The 17,854-nt window shown below is 56.5% G+C and carries 17 protein-coding genes; 12 read left to right on the forward strand and 5 right to left on the reverse strand.

The window, feature by feature from the left end; all coding sequences use genetic code 11:
- Window positions 1-1,202, forward strand: a 1,202-nt coding sequence (locus tag HP459_RS12580; RefSeq protein WP_171936277.1) for a carboxylesterase/lipase family protein, incomplete at its 5' end; no start/stop codon positions are given.
- Here the strand turns inward: HP459_RS12580 and HP459_RS12585 are convergent.
- Window positions 1,189-2,031: a LysR family transcriptional regulator gene (locus tag HP459_RS12585; protein ID WP_022648076.1), complete on the reverse strand. Its 843-nt coding sequence runs from the start codon at window positions 2,029-2,031 to the stop codon at window positions 1,189-1,191. The two genes, HP459_RS12580 and HP459_RS12585, sit on opposite strands and share 14 nt — an antisense overlap.
- 113 nt (window positions 2,032-2,144) lie before the next feature.
- Here HP459_RS12585 and HP459_RS12590 point away from each other — a divergent pair, with 113 nt between their 5' ends.
- The 4 genes from HP459_RS12590 to rimL all read left to right on the forward strand — a co-directional run bounded on the left by HP459_RS12590 (window position 2,145) and on the right by rimL (window position 6,628).
- Window positions 2,145-3,314, forward strand: a complete 1,170-nt coding sequence (locus HP459_RS12590; RefSeq protein ID WP_023306171.1) for a pyridoxal phosphate-dependent aminotransferase — start codon at window positions 2,145-2,147, stop codon at window positions 3,312-3,314.
- A 10-nt stretch (window positions 3,315-3,324) separates the two neighbouring features.
- A complete protein-coding gene (locus tag HP459_RS12595; RefSeq protein WP_038416033.1) occupies window positions 3,325-4,098 on the forward strand; it encodes an ABC transporter substrate-binding protein in 774 nt (257 codons plus the stop codon).
- A gap of 230 nt (window positions 4,099-4,328) precedes the next feature.
- A complete protein-coding gene (locus HP459_RS12600) occupies window positions 4,329-5,984 on the forward strand; it encodes a glucan biosynthesis protein D (protein ID WP_032622222.1) in 1,656 nt (551 codons plus the stop codon).
- A 104-nt stretch (window positions 5,985-6,088) separates the two neighbouring features.
- Window positions 6,089-6,628, forward strand: coding sequence for a 50S ribosomal protein L7/L12-serine acetyltransferase (gene rimL / locus HP459_RS12605; RefSeq protein WP_063200295.1), 540 nt, complete (start codon window positions 6,089-6,091; stop codon window positions 6,626-6,628).
- Here the strand turns inward: rimL and ydcK are convergent.
- Complete coding sequence (ydcK, locus tag HP459_RS12610) at window positions 6,623-7,603, reverse strand: YdcK family protein (protein WP_171936278.1); 981 nt, start codon at window positions 7,601-7,603, stop codon at window positions 6,623-6,625. The genes rimL and ydcK overlap by 6 nt on opposite strands.
- 121 nt (window positions 7,604-7,724) lie before the next feature.
- On the opposite strand from ydcK, the gene tehA reads away from it, so the two are divergent.
- Entirely contained in the window at window positions 7,725-8,720 is a 996-nt protein-coding gene (gene tehA / locus HP459_RS12615; protein WP_171936279.1) for a dicarboxylate transporter/tellurite-resistance protein TehA, read from the forward strand.
- On the forward strand, window positions 8,720-9,313 hold the full coding sequence (gene tehB / locus HP459_RS12620) for a tellurite resistance methyltransferase TehB (RefSeq protein ID WP_023300079.1): 594 nt from the start codon (window positions 8,720-8,722) through the stop codon (window positions 9,311-9,313). Before tehA ends, tehB begins: the two co-directional genes overlap by 1 nt.
- On the opposite strand, the gene pepT is transcribed toward tehB, so the two are convergent.
- Complete coding sequence (gene pepT, locus HP459_RS12625; RefSeq protein WP_171936280.1) at window positions 9,310-10,539, reverse strand: peptidase T; 1,230 nt, start codon at window positions 10,537-10,539, stop codon at window positions 9,310-9,312. The genes tehB and pepT overlap by 4 nt on opposite strands.
- A gap of 111 nt (window positions 10,540-10,650) precedes the next feature.
- On the opposite strand from pepT, the gene HP459_RS12630 reads away from it, so the two are divergent.
- Both HP459_RS12630 and HP459_RS12635 read left to right on the forward strand, forming a co-directional pair.
- The gene (locus tag HP459_RS12630; RefSeq protein WP_063841471.1) at window positions 10,651-12,246 is read left to right on the forward strand and encodes an ABC transporter substrate-binding protein; all 1,596 of its coding nucleotides are present in this window, start codon (window positions 10,651-10,653) and stop codon (window positions 12,244-12,246) included.
- A 135-nt stretch (window positions 12,247-12,381) separates the two neighbouring features.
- Window positions 12,382-13,056 (forward strand): DUF3313 domain-containing protein, encoded by a 675-nt coding sequence (locus tag HP459_RS12635; protein WP_022648086.1) that lies wholly within the window; start codon window positions 12,382-12,384, stop codon window positions 13,054-13,056.
- A 33-nt stretch (window positions 13,057-13,089) separates the two neighbouring features.
- On the opposite strand, the gene HP459_RS12640 is transcribed toward HP459_RS12635, so the two are convergent.
- On the reverse strand, window positions 13,090-13,986 hold the full coding sequence (locus HP459_RS12640; RefSeq protein ID WP_022648087.1) for a DMT family transporter: 897 nt from the start codon (window positions 13,984-13,986) through the stop codon (window positions 13,090-13,092).
- A gap of 174 nt (window positions 13,987-14,160) precedes the next feature.
- Between HP459_RS12640 and HP459_RS12645 the strand changes: the two genes are divergently transcribed.
- Entirely contained in the window at window positions 14,161-15,033 is an 873-nt protein-coding gene (locus HP459_RS12645) for a helix-turn-helix domain-containing protein (protein ID WP_022648088.1), read from the forward strand.
- Here the strand turns inward: HP459_RS12645 and HP459_RS12650 are convergent.
- Window positions 15,013-16,179, reverse strand: a complete 1,167-nt coding sequence (locus HP459_RS12650; protein WP_058676660.1) for a benzoate/H(+) symporter BenE family transporter — start codon at window positions 16,177-16,179, stop codon at window positions 15,013-15,015. The genes HP459_RS12645 and HP459_RS12650 overlap by 21 nt on opposite strands.
- A 92-nt stretch (window positions 16,180-16,271) precedes the next feature.
- On the opposite strand from HP459_RS12650, the gene HP459_RS12655 reads away from it, so the two are divergent.
- Window positions 16,272-16,799, forward strand: coding sequence for a helix-turn-helix domain-containing protein (locus HP459_RS12655; protein WP_032676237.1), 528 nt, complete (start codon window positions 16,272-16,274; stop codon window positions 16,797-16,799).
- An 80-nt stretch (window positions 16,800-16,879) separates the two neighbouring features.
- A partial coding sequence (locus HP459_RS12660; protein WP_171936281.1) for a peptidase U32 family protein occupies window positions 16,880-17,854 on the forward strand: 975 nt, incomplete at its 3' end.

Raw genomic sequence — 17,854 nt, forward strand, 5'->3', positions numbered from 1 at the left:
CGGTGATGGTCTGGCTGCACGGCGGAGGATTTACACTCGGCGCTGGCGGTCTGCCTCCGTATAACGGCAGGGCACTGGCGAAGCGCGGTACGGTGGTGGTGACAATTAATTACCGTCTCGGCCACCTCGGCTTTTTTGCCCATCCGGCGCTGGAGGGGGAAGAAGAACGCGTGGTGCATAACTTTGCGCTGCTCGATCAGATCCAGGCCCTGGAATGGGTGCGCGATAACATTGCCGCGTTCGGCGGCGATCCTGAGAACATCACCGTATTTGGCGAGTCGGCCGGTGCGCGCAGCGTGCTGTCGCTGATGGCTTCTCCGCTTGCGGGAGGACTGTTCCATAAAGCCATTGTGCAAAGCGGGTACACGCTGCCCGACACCCCGCGCGAGCAGGCCATCCATAAAGGCGAAGCGATTGCTGCCCATTTTGGCCTGCAAAATGCCACCGCGGAACAGCTTCGCGCGATCCCGCCTGAGGCGTTCTGGCCGCTGACCTCGCCACTGAATATCGCCCCTGCGCCCATCGTGGGTGACTGCGTTTTGCCTGAGGCCATGCTCGATGTCTTTTTCGCTGCCCGTCAGCATTCAGTACCGGTGATGATTGGGTCAAACAGCGACGAAGCCAGCGTGATGTCGGTGTTCGGGGTCGATCTTGCCGGGCAGATCCAGAAGCTCCGTCGCGAGCGGCGCTTTGGCCTGGGGCTGATCAAGCTGCTTTATCCTGGCGTGAAGGGCGATGAGGAACTCGGCAGGCAGGTTTGCCGCGACATGGCCTTTACCACCATGGGATACGTGGTGATGCAGGCGCAGCAGCGGGCAGGCGGCCTGTGCTGGCGATACTGGTTTGATTATGTGGCCGAAGCGGAGCACGCGACGTATACCAACGGCGCCTGGCACGGTAACGAAGTGCCCTACGTGTTCGATACCCTTGGGCAGGTGGAACCCTCGCGGAAGTATGTAAACGAACGCGATCTGGCCTTCGCCGCTCAGGTGGCGGACTACTGGGTGAGCTTCGCCCGGGATGCGGGAGCACGCGATAGCCTGGTGGGGCCCACGCGCTGGCCCGCCTGCCGGAAAGGGCGGGACGTGTTGTTGCGCATCGGTGTGAATAAACATGCAGGTTTTCGGCTTGAAAACCGTTTTATGCGTGCCCGTATGAGCCTCTTCAAACGGGTAATGAAACACCACGTCAGCCTCGACTGAGCAGACAGGCACGAAACGCATCCAGCCCGTTCTCCGGGTCGGGTGCGTCGCGTAACACCAGCCGGTAGCTCGCCCCCGTCTTTATGCTCGTATCATAAGGCCGCATCAGCCGTCCGGCGCGCACGTCCTCCTCCACCAGCGTTTCATCCGCAATGGCGATGCCCAGCCCCTGAATGGCGGCGGTAATGGCCAGATCCATGGTTTCAAAGTGTTGATTTTTGAGCATAGCTGGCGCCGGACGCGGCTGTTTCGCCAGCCACAGCGTCCAGTCCGTTTTGTCCCGCGTGGGGTGAAGGAAGGTGAGTGTTTCCAGCGCAGAACCGGCCCGCAGCGGGCTCATCACCGGGGTTAAGGCCTCTTCGAACAGCAGATCGCCGGCGCTCATGTGCGTTCCAAACACAATCGCCGCGTCATAGGATTCGGTTTTGAAATTGACGTTATGATCGGTGGTAGTGGTCAGCGCAATCTGGAGTTCCGGCTGTTCGCGCTCGACCTGTAACAGACGCGGTACCAGCCAGCGCATCGCGCAGGTAGGCGCTTTCAGACGAATTACGGTCTGGTGCGTCCGCGCCTGTTCAGCAACGTTAAGCAGGTGCTCAAACGCAGATTGCAGTTCCGGCAGCAGGGCGCTTCCCTGTGAAGAAAGACGCAGGCCGCGAGCATGGCGTTCGAACAGCGGGAAGCCGAACCAGCTTTCCAGCGAGGCAATTTTGCGGCTTACCGCCCCCTGCGTCAGACAAAGCTCCTTCGCGGCATGGGTAAGATTCAGGTGACGCGCGGTCACGATAAACGTCTCTACGGCATTAAGCGGAAATGAACGACGCGACATATCTCACCTTAGCTATGCGTTTTTGTCATGGCTATTATGACAACAATTCGATTGTCCCGGCAATCAAGTTATTGTTTGAATAGTTATGCATTCACCACGAGAAGGGACAGAGGATGACTTTGAAAACGCCGGTGCAGACCCGCTCCAAATTGCCCGATGTAGGAACCACCATTTTTACCGTTATCGGCCAGCTTTCAGCCCGGCATAACGCCATCAACCTTTCTCAGGGTGCGCCGAATTTTTCCTGCGACCCAAAACTTATCTCCGGCGTCACTCGCGCCATGGAGTCAGGGCATAACCAGTATGCCTCCATGACCGGGCTGCAACCGCTCAGAGAGCGCATCGCGGACAAAATTGCCACGCTCTATGGCACCCGCTATGACCCGGCGAGTGAGGTACTGGTGACCGCCAGCGCCAGCGAAGGGCTTTACTCAGCCATCAGCGGGCTGGTTCATCCTGGCGATGAGGTGATCTATTTCGAGCCCTCCTTTGACAGCTATGCGCCGATTGTCCGTCTGCAGGGGGCGACGCCGATCGCTATTAAGCTGACGGTACCGGATTTTGCCGTGAACTGGGATGAAGTACGCGCGGCTATTACCCCACGCACGCGGATGATCATCGTCAATACGCCGCACAACCCGAGCGGACAGGTGTTTTCAGCCGCCGATCTGCACCAGCTGGCAGCGCTGACGCGCCACACCGACATCATCATTTTGTCTGACGAAGTGTACGAGCACGTCGTTTTTGATGGCGAACCGCATCACGGGATGGCAACGCACCCGCAACTGGCGGAGCGCAGCGTGATTATTTCTTCTTTCGGAAAAACCTATCACGTCACCGGCTGGCGAGTGGGTTATTGTGTGGCGCCCGCGGAGCTGATGGATGAGATATGTAAGGTCCATCAATTTTTAATGTTCTCGGCCGATACGCCGATGCAGTACGCGTTTGCCGAACACATGACCGATCCGCAAACCTGGCTGTCGCTGGCGGCGTTTTATCAGCGCAAGCGCGATCTGCTGCAAAGTTTGCTCGCCGACTCACCGTTCAGGCTGCTTCCGAGTGCCGGTTCGTTCTTCCTGCTTGCGGATTACAGCGGCTTTAGCGACGAGCGCGACAGCGAGATGGTGAAAAGGCTGATTGTTGAGTACGGGGTTGCCACCATTCCGCTGTCAGCGTTTTATGCCGATGGCACGGACAATAAACTGATCCGTCTCTCTTTTGCGAAAGATGAGGCGACGTTACGGGCAGGTGCCCAGGCCCTTTGTCGGGTTACACCACGTTAAGGAATTTGAGATGAAATTACGCGCGTTAGTTGTCGGCATAGGACTGCTGTGTTCATTCTCGTCGTTTGCTGCTACCGAGTTGCGATACGGGCTGGAAGCGGAATATCCGCCGTTTGAAAGCCGCAATGCCTCAGGGGAGCTGGAAGGATTTGACGTAGAATTGGGAAATGCCATCTGTAAAGCCGCCGCGCTGAAGTGCAGCTGGGTAGAAACCTCGTTTGATGCGTTGATTCCCGGTCTGGTGGCGAAAAAGTTCGACGCCATAAACTCGGCGATGAACATCACCGAACAGCGTCGTAAGAGCATTGATTTTACCCAGCCCATCTACCGTATTCCCTCCCAGCTGGTGGGCAAAGCCGGTTCTGCGGTAGAGGCCACGCCGGAAGGGCTGAAGGGCAAAACCATCGGCGTTCTCCAGGGTTCAATTCAGGAAACCTACGCCAAAGAGCACTGGGAAAAGCACGGTGTCACCGTGGTGTCTTATAAAGATCAGAATATGGCCTGGGGAGATCTGCTGAATGGCCGCATCGATGCCTCGCTGGTCATGTCAGCGGCCGGGCAGGCAGGTTTCCTCAGCAAGCCGCAGGGTAAAGGGTTTGGCTTTATCGGCAAACCGGTGTCGGACGACACCATCCTCGGCAGTGGGATCGGCTTTGGGCTGCGTAAGGGGGATGAGGCCACCAAAAAGCAGCTTGATGCCGCAATTGATAAAGTACGTGCCGACGGCACGATCGCTAAACTGGCTGATAAGTACTTCCCGGGTATCGATGTCAGCGTAAAATAACCGCCTCGTTGGTCCCGGCTGACGATGTCCAGCCGGGACTCTTTTATACATAACTTTACCCCTTTTTCAGGCCGTTCTGGTCGACAGAAAATATTTCTCGGTTTGTTCAGATAATCACCCGCCAACAATTGGATTCTTAACCGTTTTTGTTTAGGCTGTGCGTTCTTTCTTGCCGTCATTTCGCTGCGCGCGAAACTCATTCACACGACCATAAGGACGTTTTCTCAGGCATGAATCGCAGACGTTTTCTCAAAGGTTCCCTGGCAATGGCTGCCCTGAGCGGCACTTCTGGCCTTGCTTCTCTGTTTTCCCAGGCGGCGTATGCTGCTGACTCCGACATTGCCGACGGTCAGAGCCGTCGCTTTGACTTCTCTGTTCTGCAATCCATGGCGCACGATCTGGCGAAAACCCCGTGGGGTGGTGCGCCGCGTCCGCTGCCGGAAACGCTGGCCACCATGACGCCGCAGGCGTACAACGCCATCCGTTACGATGAGAAACAGTCGCTGTGGAATAACATTGAAGGTCGCCAGCTGGACGCCCAGTTCTTCCATATGGGGATGGGATTCCGCCGCCGCGTGCGCATGTTCTCGCTGGATCAAAGCACCTCTCAGGCGCGTGAGATCCACTTCCGTCCAGAGCTGTTCAGCTACGGCGATACGGGCGTGGATACCAAACAGCTTGAAGGTCAGAGTGACCTCGGCTTCGCCGGATTCCGCGTCTTTAAAGCGCCGGAGCTGGCGCGACGCGATATCGTTTCGTTCCTGGGCGCGAGCTACTTCCGCGCGGTGGATGATACCTACCAGTACGGCCTCTCTGCGCGTGGTCTGGCGGTGGATACCTTTACCGACACCCCGGAAGAGTTCCCGGATTTCACCTCCTTCTGGTTTGAAACCGTTAAGCCGGGCGATACCACCTTTACCGTCTATGCGCTGCTGGACAGCCCGAGCATTACCGGTGCCTATAAGTTTGTGATCCACTGTGAGAAGAGCCAGGTGATCATGGACGTCGAAAACCATCTCTATGCGCGCAAAGACATCAAGCAGCTCGGCATCGCGCCGATGACCAGCATGTTCAGCTGCGGCAACAACGAACGCCGCATGTGCGACACCATTCATCCGCAGATCCACGATTCAGACCGCCTGGCAATGTGGCGCGGTAACGGAGAGTGGATCTGCCGACCGCTGAACAACCCGCAAAAGCTGCAATTTAACGCTTATCTGGATAAAAACCCGAAAGGCTTTGGTTTGTTGCAGCTTGATCGGGACTTCTCCCATTACCAGGACGTCATGGGCTGGTATAACAAGCGACCAAGCCTGTGGGTCGAGCCGCGCAACAACTGGGGGAAAGGTTCCATTGCTCTGATGGAGATCCCGACAACCGGCGAGACGCTCGATAACGTGGTCTGCTTCTGGCAGCCGGAAAAACCGGTGCAGGCGGGTGATGAACTGGACTTCAAATACCGTCTCTACTGGAGCGCGCAGCCGCCGGTGCGTTCACCGCTGGCAAACGTCTACGCTACCCGTACCGGTATGGGCGGCTTCCCGGAGGGCTGGGCGCCGGGTGAAAATTACCCGAAAGTGTGGGCCCGTCGCTTTGCCATCGACTTCGTCGGGGGCGATTTGAAGGCCGCCGCACCGAAGGGCATTGAGCCGGTGATCACCCTGTCCAGCGGTGAAGCGAAGCAGGTGGAGATCCTCTACGTCGAGCCGTTCGACGGGTATCGCATTCTGTTTGACTGGTACCCAACCTCTGACTCCACCGAGCCGGTCGATATGCGTCTGTTCCTGCGCTGTCAGGGCGACGCCATCAGCGAGACCTGGCTGTACCAGTATTTCCCGCCCGCGCCGGACAAACGTAACTACGTTGACGACCGGATCATGCGTTAGTCCTTATGGGGTTGTGCCGGGTGGCGGCTTCGCCTTACCCGGCCTGATCCGGACGCATTTGTAGGCCGGGTAAGCGTTAGCGCACCCGGCAATTAAGAGGCACTATGTCTTCAGAAATTATCCCCGTAACCCAGGAAATCGAGCTTCGCGCCGTCGAAGAGCGCTATACCACCGATCTGCATAACCTCGTTGTTAAAAACAAAACCTGGCTGCAAACCGCCTTCGACTGGGCGCAGCATGTCGGCACTGAAGAGGACACGCGCCGTAACGTTCAGAGCAATCAGATGCTGCACCAGCGCGGCTACGCCAAAATGTTCCTGATTTTCATGAAGGACGAGCTGGTGGGCGTGCTTTCTTTTAACGCGATAGAGCCTGCCAATAAGGCCGGGTACATCGGCTACTGGCTTGACAAAGCGCATCAGGGACAGGGCATTCTCTCTCAGGCGCTACAGGCGTTTATGCGCTATTACGTTGAGCGCGGCGAGATCCGCCGCTTTGTGATCAAATGTCGCGTGGCTAACCATAACAGTAACCGCGTGGCGCAGCGCAACGGTTTTGCGCTGGAAGGTTGTTTGCGGGAAGCGGAAATGCTCAACGGCCGCTTCGATGACGTAAACCTGTACGCCAGGTTATTCCCGCTATAGCGCCCCCAGCAGCGGCGTCCGGGTGATCCGCGTGTCACCGTTGATCACTTTGGCTCCCCGGACGTGAATGCTTTCACCCTCCGGCGCCTCGATCGCCGCATCGTCTGTCATCTCCACCTGATGCTCAATCAGGACATCACCGCTGATACGCGCGCGCCCCTGAATAACGACCTTGTCATCAATCAGGATCGGCCCGCCGCGTAACCACGCCTCGCCACCAATCAATACGTGGTGTTTAATCACGCAGTTACCTTCGACGAGGGCGTTTTCCGCGACCTGTGAACTGTACCGCACGGTCGGGATCGCATCATCCTCTAAACCGGCCAGCAGGCGGGCGTTGCCGTACACTTTGGCGCAGTCGCACACCCAGACGTTATTAAGCGCGTTGCCCTCAAGAATGGCGCGGTCAAACACCTCCGCGCGGTGCTCAACAAAGGCCCAGGTCACCATGGCATCGCCGTAGATTTGCGCCTGATGCACAATACGCGACTGGCTGACCGTGGCTCTGTCGTAAATCTGCAGGATCTGCTCACGGTCGGGTGTCAGCCCTTTGGCTGCAATCACCATGCTGTTATGCAGCACCCGCGCGTCACCCGCGATACGGCATTCCCCGCGTACGGTGGAGTGCTGGATAGTGACGTTGTCACTTATTGCCGCGCCGTGACTCACTTCTGCCGCGTCAAGCCAGCTGTTGCCGCCTACGTGTGCGCGGTGGCTTACGATGCAGGGTTGGGTGAGGCGGGCGTTGCCGGATATCCTGGCCCCGGCAAACACCACGCTGTTTTCATCATAAACCCAGCAATCCCCGTCCTGGGCGAGCGCGTGTTCATCCTCAACCCAACCACCTTTTGTCCCGCTGGTCACATCGTTAAAATCCTTTGCGGCAATAATCTGTCTGAGTAGGGTTGTGCACGGCGTTGATCCGTCCTGCCAGCGCCAGAGACGCGTTTCATTGCCAAGCCTGTATTTTGTCATCGTGTTTTCCCTGAAAAGCCATTCACTAAACGTAGCAAACTTTTGGCGTTTCGAAGTGCTGGCGTCTGCACGTTAAACCCCTTAAAATGGCATTTAAAATACATTTTAAAGTTTAAAAAAAATGCATAACCAAGACCAACGCGTTCTTAACTTGCCCGCCGGTTATTTCGGTATGGTTCTGGGTACCATAGGTATGGGGTTCGCCTGGCGTTATGCCGGTACTATCTGGCCGGTGACGCGCTGGCCGGGCGAGATCCTGGTGGCGCTGGCGGTGGCGATCTGGTTCCTGCTGAGCGTGGCGTTTCTTACCCGTGCGGTACGGTTTCCACATAGCGTGCTGGCCGAGATGCGGCATCCGGTAATGAGCAGTTTTGTCAGCCTGTTTCCTGCCACAACGCTACTGGTGGCCATTGGCTTTGTGCCGTGGTGCCGACCAGTGTCGCTGGTGCTGTTTAGCGTAGGCGTGGTGATCCAGCTTGCGTATGCCGCCTGGCAAAGCGCCGGGCTGTGGCGCGGTAAGCATCCGGAAGAGGCCACGACGCCGGGACTGTATCTGCCGACGGTAGCGAACAATTTTATCAGCGCCATGGCCTGCGGTGCGCTGGGTTTCCACGATGCGGGGCTGGTGTTCCTTGGTGCCGGGGTCTTTTCCTGGCTGAGCCTCGAGCCGGTCATTCTGCAACGCCTGCGCAGCGTGGGCGAACTGCCCGCGGCGCTTTGTACTTCGCTCGGGATCCAGCTTGCGCCTGCCCTGGTGGCCTGTAGCGCCTGGTTTAGCGTCAACGGCGGCGAAGCGGACACCTTCGCCAAAATGCTTTTCGGCTATGGTCTGTTGCAACTCCTGTTTATGCTGCGTCTGATGCCGTGGTATCTGTCGCAGCCGTTCAACGTGTCGTTCTGGAGCTTCTCGTTCGGGGTGTCGGCGCTGGCGACCACCGGTTTACATCTGGGGCAGAGCAGTCCGTCTGGGTTCTTTCATGCCCTCGCGGTTCCCCTGTTTATTTTCACCAACATCATCATCGCGATGCTGCTGGTCCGTACTTTTATCTTGCTGATGCAGGGCAAACTTCTGGTGCGCGCTGATAAGGCACTGCTAATGCAATCTGAGGAAAAATAATGACTGTCGATGAAAACTACTTTACTGAGAAATATGGGCTGACCCGCACGCACTCAGAGGTCCTGCTCAGCGCGGACATTGTTAAGCCGGGAAAAACGCTCGATCTCGGTTGCGGAAATGGCCGTAACAGCCTCTACCTCGCTGCCAACGGCTATGACGTGACGGCGTGGGATAAAAACCCGATGAGCATCGATAACATCGAGCGCATTAAGGCGGCGGAAGGGATCGCGAATCTGCAAACGGCGATAAAGGACCTGAACAACCTGACCTTTGACGGCGAATACGACTTTATTCTTTCCACCGTCGTGTTGATGTTTCTCGAAGCGAAAACCATCCCTGGTCTTATCGCCAATATGCAGCGTTGCACTAAACCAGGCGGCTATAACCTGATCGTTGCCGCCATGGATACGGAGGATTATCCGTGCACCGTCGGCTTCCCGTTTGCCTTCAAAACCGGTGAACTGAGCCACTACTACGAAGGCTGGGAGCTGATCAAGTACAACGAAGAGGTGGGGGAACTCCACCGTACCGATGCCAACGGCAACCGTATCAAGCTGCGCTTCGCCACCATGCTCGCACGCAAGCCCGCTTAACGCGCGGCCAGCAGACAGAGTTGCAAGGCCGTGCGACAGGAGGCCTCGAACGACGACAGCGGTAAAAACTCAAACTTTGAGTGGAAGTTATGGGCGCCGGTGAAGAAGTTCGGGGTGAGCAAGCCTTTGGCTGACAGGGCCGCCCCGTCCGTGCCACCGCGCATGGGGATCGGTTTTGGGGTGATACCGAGCGATTCCATCGCCTCGAACATCAGGTCGATCGCGCGGCGGTCTTCGCCAATCGCATTGCTAATATTGCTGTAGGTATCTTCAATGCGATACTCCACGTTTGCCGTGGGATGCTGCGCAGCAATCCGCGCTGCCACATCGGCAATTTGCTGCTTGCGGGCGGCAAAACCCTCTTTGTCAAAATCACGAATGTTGGCTTTCAGCACCGCTTTGTTTTGCCCGGCCTGGATGCCGTTAAACCAGATATAACCTTCGCGCCCCTCGGTGCATTCCGGGGTTTGCTGGCGATCGAAATGGCTGATGAAATCCGTTGCCATCAGTAGCGGGTTGACCAGCACCCCTTTGGCGGACATCGGGTGCGCCGTGACGCCGGTAAAGCGAATTTCAGCCGCCGCCGCGTTAAAGTTCTCGTAAACAATTTCCCCCAACTCGCAGCAGTCGATGGTCCAGGCAAAATCGACGTCGAAGCGCTTCAAATCCAGCGCTTTCGCGCCACAGAGACCAATCTCTTCATCGGGCACAAACGCCACCACAATATCGCCATGCTTATGTTCAGCGGTGAGGTTTTCCAGCACCGTCATGACCACGGTGACGGCCGCTTTATTATCTGCGCCTAATACGCTGGTTCCGTCGCTGAAAATAATCTCCTCATCAGGATAAGCCAGAATTTCCGGGTGCTCATTTACGCGCAACCAAATATCTTTTTCTTTATTCAGGCAGAGATCATCTCCCGTAAAGGTTAATATTTGTGGATGAATATCCGGGGATAAACCGACGTCAACGGTATCGATATGGGTAATAAAACCAATCCGCGGCGCGCCGGGAATATTGCCTTTTTTCACGGCGGTAACGGTGGCGAACTCATCAATCACAATATCGTCTAACCCCAGCGTTTCCAGCTCCTTCGCCAGCTCCCGCGCCATGTCGTGCTGGCCCGGGGTGGAGGGCAGGGTTTTGACTTTCGGGTCGCTCTGGCTGGTGATGGCGAGATAGCGGAAAAAGCGTTGGGTTAATTGTCTGGAGAGTTCTGAGCCCATAGTGTTTCCTTCTGTATTTATTTTTCATGTGTTTGCGCCATCACTTTAATGTTATTTATGAAATGGCAAAAGAAGTAATTAGCCGTCGAATTAAAAAGACAGGAATAAATGATGAAAAGCACATTCACAATGATAACGCTGGCGCTTGCTGCGCTGACGGTCAGTTCCACCGTCGCGGCAAAAACGCTGGTGTATTGCTCCGAAGGATCGCCGGAAAATTTCAATCCTCAGCTCTATACGTCGGGGACCAGCGTGGACGCCAGCGCCGTACCGGTTTATAACCGTCTGGTCGATTTCAAACCGGGCACTACCGAACTGGTGCCGAGCCTGGCGGAAAGCTGGGAGGTGAGCGAGGATGGTAAGGTCTACACCTTCCACCTGCGCAAAGGGGTGAAATTCCACAGTAATAAACTGTTCACGCCGACGCGCGACTTCAACGCGGATGACGTGATTTTCTCGTTTATGCGCCAGAAGGATGTGAATCATCCCTACCATAACGTCTCCAACGGCAGTTATTCCAACTTCGAAAGTCTGGAGTTCGGCAGCCTGATTACCGCCATTGATAAGGTTGACGATCGCACCGTGCGCTTCACCCTGGCGCACCCGGAAGCGCCGTTTGTTGCCGATCTGGCGTGGTATTTTGCCTCCATCCTGTCGGCGGAGTATGCCGATGCCATGCTGAAAGCGGGCACGCCTGAAAAGGTCGATATGCAGCCGATTGGCACCGGGCCGTTTAAGCTGGCGCAATATCAGAAGGATTCCCGCATCCTCTTTACCGCCTTCCCGGACTACTGGCAGGGAAAATCGAAGCTGGATCGTCTGGTGTTCACCATCACGCCGGACGCCTCGGTGCGTTTTGCCAAAGTCGAGAAGAATGAGTGCCAGGTGATGCCGTTCCCAAACCCGGCGGATCTGCCGCGTATGAAGGCTAACAAAGACATCAACCTGATGAGCAAGGACGGTCTGAATACCGGTTTCCTGGCATTTAACACGCAAAAGCCGCCGCTGGATAACGTAAAAGTGCGCCAGGCGCTGGCGATGGCGATTAACAAACCGGCCATCATTGAGGCGGTCTTCCACGGCACCGGCACGGCGGCGAAAAACCTGCTGCCGCCTGGCGTCTGGAGTGCCGACAGCGAGCTGAAAGACTACGATTACGATCCAGAAAAAGCGAAAACGCTGTTAAAGGAGGCGGGATTTGCCAACGGCGTAAGCATCGATCTGTGGGCTATGCCCGTGCAGCGGCCGTATAACCCGAACGCGAAGCGTATGGCTGAAATGATCCAGGCGGACTGGGCGAAAGTAGGCGTGCAGACCAAAATCGTGACCTACGAATGGGGCGAATACCTGAAGCGCGTGAAGGGCGGGGAGCATCAGGCTGCGCTGATGGGCTGGACAACGGCGACGGGCGATCCGGATAACTTCTTCGGACCACTGTTTACCTGTACGTCCGCCAACGGCGGGTCGAACTCGGCCAAATGGTGCTATAAGCCGTTTGATAACCTGATTGCCGAAGCAAAATCGATAACCGATCGCGAAAAACGCGTGGCGCTGTACAAGCAGGCGCAGCAGATGATGCACGATCAAATGCCGGCGGTTATGATTGCCCACTCGACCATTTTTGAGCCAGTCAGAAAAGAGGTCACGGGCTATGAAATCGATCCCTTCGGCAAACATCTGTTCTGGCAGGTAGATATAAAACAGTAATATTTTTCTGCCCGGATCCGGTCCGGGCACTATTTTCACAATTTGTGCCTTCCCCGTCATTTTTTGCCACAACATTTCCCTCTGTTTTTTGTTATAACTTCAAGTGCATACTTGCAGATAACTCGGAACTCCATCATGCGTACTTCCACTTTTTTTAAAGTTGCAGTGCTTTCAGGCCTGTTGGCCCTTTCTGGCTGTGCGTCAAAAGTCGCAGCCCCCGATCAATATTCAGGCTTTTTAAAAGATTACTCTGACTTGCAGGAGATGACATCAGCAACCGGGAAACCAACCTTGCGTTGGGTCGATCCTTCCTATGATCCGGCGAACTACGACAGTATTATCTGGACCCCGATAACCTATTATCCGACACCAAAGCCAACCACACAGCTTGGGCAAAAAACGCTTGATGAATTGTTGAGTTACACCAATAACACATTAAAAAACGCGATTGGCCAGCGTAAGCCAATTGTGACGACGCCGGGCAAACATAGCCTGATCTTCCGCGGCGCCATCACGGGTGTGAGCTCAGAGAAAGAAGGTTTGCAGTTCTATGAAGTGGTGCCCGTCGCGCTGCTGGTTGCGGGTACGCAGATGGCAACCGGCCATCGCACCATGGATACGCATCTTTTCTTTGAAGGTGAGCTGATTGATGCCGCCACGAACAAACCGGTAGTTAAAGTTGTTCGTAAAGGTGAAGGTAAAGAGCTTGCCAACGAGAACACGCCGTTGGGATTCGCCACACTGAAACAGGTTGTGGATGATATGGCGACCGATGCCACCATGTTTGATGTCCATCAGACAGCAAAATAATAAAAACGGCCTGCATCTACGCAGGCCGTTATTTTATGCCGTCAGCAGGCGGCGGAACCAGGTTTCCGGTTTCGTAAACATCACCATATTTCCCCCTAAAATCAACAGCAGGCCGACGATCCCGTTGATATGCCACACGTAACCCTCGTACACCGTTGAAATCGACAGCGCCACCAGCGGGAACAGCAGGGTGCTGTACGCGGCCTTACCGGGACCAATGCGGCCTACCAGCGTAAAGTAGGCGCCGAAGGCAATCACCGAGCCAAACAGAGCAAGATAGAGCAGCGCCCCCATATAGCTCACCGTCCATTCCGGCATAAAGCTTTCGCCCCTGAAGAGAGCGATAAGGCCCATCACGACGGTGCCATACAGCATCGCCCAGGCGTTGGTGGTCATGGTTTCCAGCCCGTTTCGCTGATGACGCATGCTGATCATATTCCCCAGCGAGAAGCCGTAGGTGCCGAGGGCGGAAAGCCCGATGCCCGTAAGCAATGACGCGCTCCAGCCGCTGGCGAGCAGATCGTTCCAGAACAGGGTAATGATCCCGATAAGCCCCAGCGCTGCCGCCGTCCAGAAGCGTGCGGGGGGACGCTGGCCGAAGAAGATAAAGCTGTTGATGGCGTTATACAGCACGGCCATCGAGAAAATCACCGACTCAAGGCCGGTATTGATATGGGCGGCGGCGGTATAAAAGCACCAGAAGTTGAAACAGAAAACGCAGCAACCTTGAAGCATGCAATAGAGATGATCCCGCAGCGCCAGCCTGCGCAGGCGACGAAGGGCGACCAGGACGATCATCATCGTGGCGCTGGCCACGGCGAAGCGCCAGAAAATGGAGACCGGCGCTGCAACCGGTCCCTGTTGTAAAAAAATGGCGATCCAGGTCGTGCCCCAGATAACAACAACCAGCCCATAGAGTAATGCGTTCATGGTGTCTCTCTTCTCATACCGCGGAAAACAACAGTGTGGCGAAAGAAGGGGGCCCCGGCTTTCATCGCCTTGCGCCGGACTTGCAAATTCTTGCGCTTTTTTCTCGCACAATGGCTGGTAACAGGCTGCAACACTTCTTAGACTGACAGTCTGATTAATCACCTGTTTACGGCCATGTCTCTCGTTTACGACACCTTTGAAACGTTACGCCAAAAAAATGCAGTGCTGCGGGAAACCGTCGCGCTCAATACTGGCATTCAACTGGCGGCGTGGTACAACAAGCACGACACGATCACCGTGAAAAGCAACCATCACACCCTTAGCCTGTACGTGGCGGATGGCTATGAAAGCTATCAAAAAACGCCGGGTGGCTGGAAAAATGGCGGTGGGCCGGACCGTTTTTGTCTGATGCCGGAAGAGAGCGAATCCACATGGGATATTCGTGATGACCTGTCGTTCGTGCACCTCTACTGCACCGATGAACACCTGCGGGACGTGGGGGAGAAAATCTGGGATAAACGACCGCTATCGCTGACGCTGGAGGAAAAAATCTTCGGCAGCGATCCGAAAATCACCGCCCTTTATCGCCAGTTTTTGCTCGGCTGCGACTGGCAGCAAAACGCCAATCAGCTCACCCTGAGCACTGCGTCGACCTTATTACTGACGCATTTGGTACAGCACTATTCCAGCGTCCAGTGGAAGTTACCGGTGGTCACCGGCGGACTATCGCCGTTTGTGCTGCGCAACGTGCTGGCCTTTATCGAGGAAAATCTGGCGCAACCCTTAACGCTGGCGGAACTGGCGGGCCAGGCCGCACTCAGTGAGTATCACTTTGCGCGGATGTTCCGCCAGTCGATGGGGCTGGCGCCGCATCAGTACGTCATGCAGCGCCGCATGGAGAAGGCCAAAGCGCTGATTCAGCACACGACCACGCCGCTCACCGACATCGCGCTGGCCTGCGGATTTAACTCCGCCAGCCATTTCAGTAACCGTTTTCGCAGCATGACCGGCATCACGCCGTCACAGCTACGCGCGGCGAAGGCGTGAGAAGACAGCGTAACAGATCCCACCCAGCACCAGCCCCCAGAAAGCGGAGCCAATTCCCAGGAGCGTGACGCCGCTGGCGGTCATCAGGAAGGTGACGATCGCCGCGTCGCGCTCTGCTTCATGATTCAGTGCCTGATACAAACTCCCGCTGATAGTGCCGAGCAGGGCCAGCCCGGCCAGCGTCTGGATGCCGCTCAGCGGCAGGGCGGCCATCAGCCCCGAAATCGACCCGCCGAACACCCCCGCCAGCAGATAAAACCCACCTGCGGCCGCCGCTGCCAGCCAGCGTTTACTGGCATCCGGGTGGGCGTCCGGACTCTGGCAGATGGCGGCGGTGATGGCGGCGATACAGATGGAATAGACGCCGAAGGGGGACAACAGCAGCGCCAGCCCGCCGGTGGCAACGATCAGCGGTGAGACCGCCAGCGGATAGCCCGATGCCTGCATGGTGGCGAAGCCGGGCGCATTCTGCGACGCCATGGTCACCAGGAAGAAGGGTAAGCCGATGCTGATCAGGCTGGTGAAGGTGAACGCAGGGGCAATGAATTCCGGCATGATCACCGATAACGTCATTTTATTCGTGACAACGTCACCTCCAGCCCAGGCCACGAACACCCCCACCAGCAGCGTGGCGACAATGGCATACCGGGGCGCCACGGCTTTAGCCACCAGCCAGGCGGCCAGCATACTGCTGCAAAGAAGCACGTGTCCCTCAAGATTGCTGAATGCCTTCAGGCCAAACTGTAACAGCACGCCTGCCAGCATAGCGGCGGCAAGCGAGTGCGGGATCAGTTTCATCAACCGGGCAAACAGGCCAGTGACGCCGCACAGCAGAATCAGCGCATTCGCAAATATAAATATCCCTATGGTTTCCGCCAGCGTCACGCCTTGCAGGCTGGTGGCGAGCAGCGCCGCGCCAGGAGTCGACCAGGCGGTCAGCACCGGGGCTTTATACCACCACGACAATGCAAGCGTGCTGATCCCCATCCCGAGCCCCAGCGCGGTCATCCATCCGGCGATTTGCTGTGTACTGGCGCCCGCCGCCGCAGCCGCCTGCCAGATAATGGCGGCAGAGCTGGCGTAGCCCACCAGAACGGCAACAAAACCAGCCAGCACGGCAGGAAAGAGAGAGGCAGTCGATCGCATGTGAACTCCGTTGTGCGTTATAACGTCCGGGATAAGGTATCACTGTGCGCTATAGCGTACAAGTGGTATGCTTTGCTGCAACGGGAGGAACTATGGATATCACTCAACACCTGGCAACCACACTGAAAGCGCTGCGTCAGGCGCGGGGCTGGAGCCTGTCGAAACTGGCGGAAGAGACGGGCGTGTCGAAAGCGATGCTTGGGCAAATCGAACGCAATGAGTCCAGCCCGACGGTCTCAACCTTGTGGAAAATTGCCACCGGGCTGAACGTACCTTTTTCGGCGTTTATCACTCCAGAGAGCGAACCGCAGGCGGTGTTCGATCCGCAGCAGCAGGCGATGGTGGTGAAACCGCTTTTCCCCTGGGATGAACAGCTTAAGTTCGACCATTTCTCCATCACCCTGTCGCCCGGCGCGCTGAGTGAGTCCACGCCGCACGAAGCCGGGGTGATTGAACACGTGGTGGTGATAAGCGGTGAGCTGGATATGCATATCGACGGTGTCTGGCGCACTGTATACGCTGATTCAGGCGTGCGTTTTGCCGGCGATAAACCGCACGCGTACCGCAACAGCAGCACCCGGACGGTGCATTTTCACTCTCTGATCCATTATCCCCGCTAAAGCGTCGCAAAACGGTTTCACTGGCACAGACTTCTGACTACAATAGCCGCCATTTTGACCATAACGGATAACGACGAAGTATGCGCCTGCACCCCCATCATCTTGAACTGCTAAGCCCGGCCCGCGACGCCGCCATTGCCCGTGAAGCCATTCTTCACGGTGCGGATGCCGTCTACATTGGCGGCCCAGGCTTTGGTGCCCGTCATAACGCCAGCAATAGCCTGCGCGACATTGCCGAACTGGTACCGTTCGCCCACCGTTTCGGGGCGAAGGTGTTCGTGACCCTGAACACCATTCTTCATGATGATGAGCTGGAGCCCGCGCAGCGTCTTATTACCGATCTCTACCAGACCGGCGTTGACGCTCTGATCGTTCAGGATATGGGCGTTCTGGAACTGGATATCCCGCCAATTGAGCTGCACGCCAGCACCCAGTGCGATATCCGCACCGTTGAGAAGGCGAAGTTTCTTTCAGACGTCGGGTTTACGCAGATTGTTCTGGCGCGCGAGCTGAACCTGAACCAGATCCGCGATATCCACCAGGCCACCGACGCGACCATTGAATTCTTTATCCACGGTGCGCTTTGCGTGGCCTATTCCGGGCAGTGTAATATCTCTCACGCCCAGACGGGGCGCAGCGCTAACCGCGGCGACTGCTCTCAGGCCTGCCGTCTGCCGTATACCCTGAAAGACGATCAGGGCCGCGTGGTGGCATTCGAGAAACACCTGCTGTCGATGAAAGATAACGATCAGACGGCAAACCTCGGCGCGCTGATCGATGCCGGCGTACGCTCCTTCAAAATTGAAGGCCGCTACAAGGACATGAGCTACGTGAAAAATATCACCGCCCATTATCGTCAGATGCTGGATGCCATCATCGAGGATCGCGGTGACCTGGCGCGCGCGTCCGCCGGTCGTACAGAGCATTTCTTTATTCCATCGACGGACAAAACGTTCCACCGCGGCAGTACGGATTATTTCGTTAATGCGCGCAAAGGGGATATTGGCGCGTTCGATTCACCGAAGTTTATCGGTCTGCCGGTGGGTGAAGTGCTG

This window comes from Enterobacter sp. CM29 (assembly GCF_013179605.1).
Taxonomy (GTDB): domain Bacteria; phylum Pseudomonadota; class Gammaproteobacteria; order Enterobacterales; family Enterobacteriaceae; genus Enterobacter; species Enterobacter intestinihominis.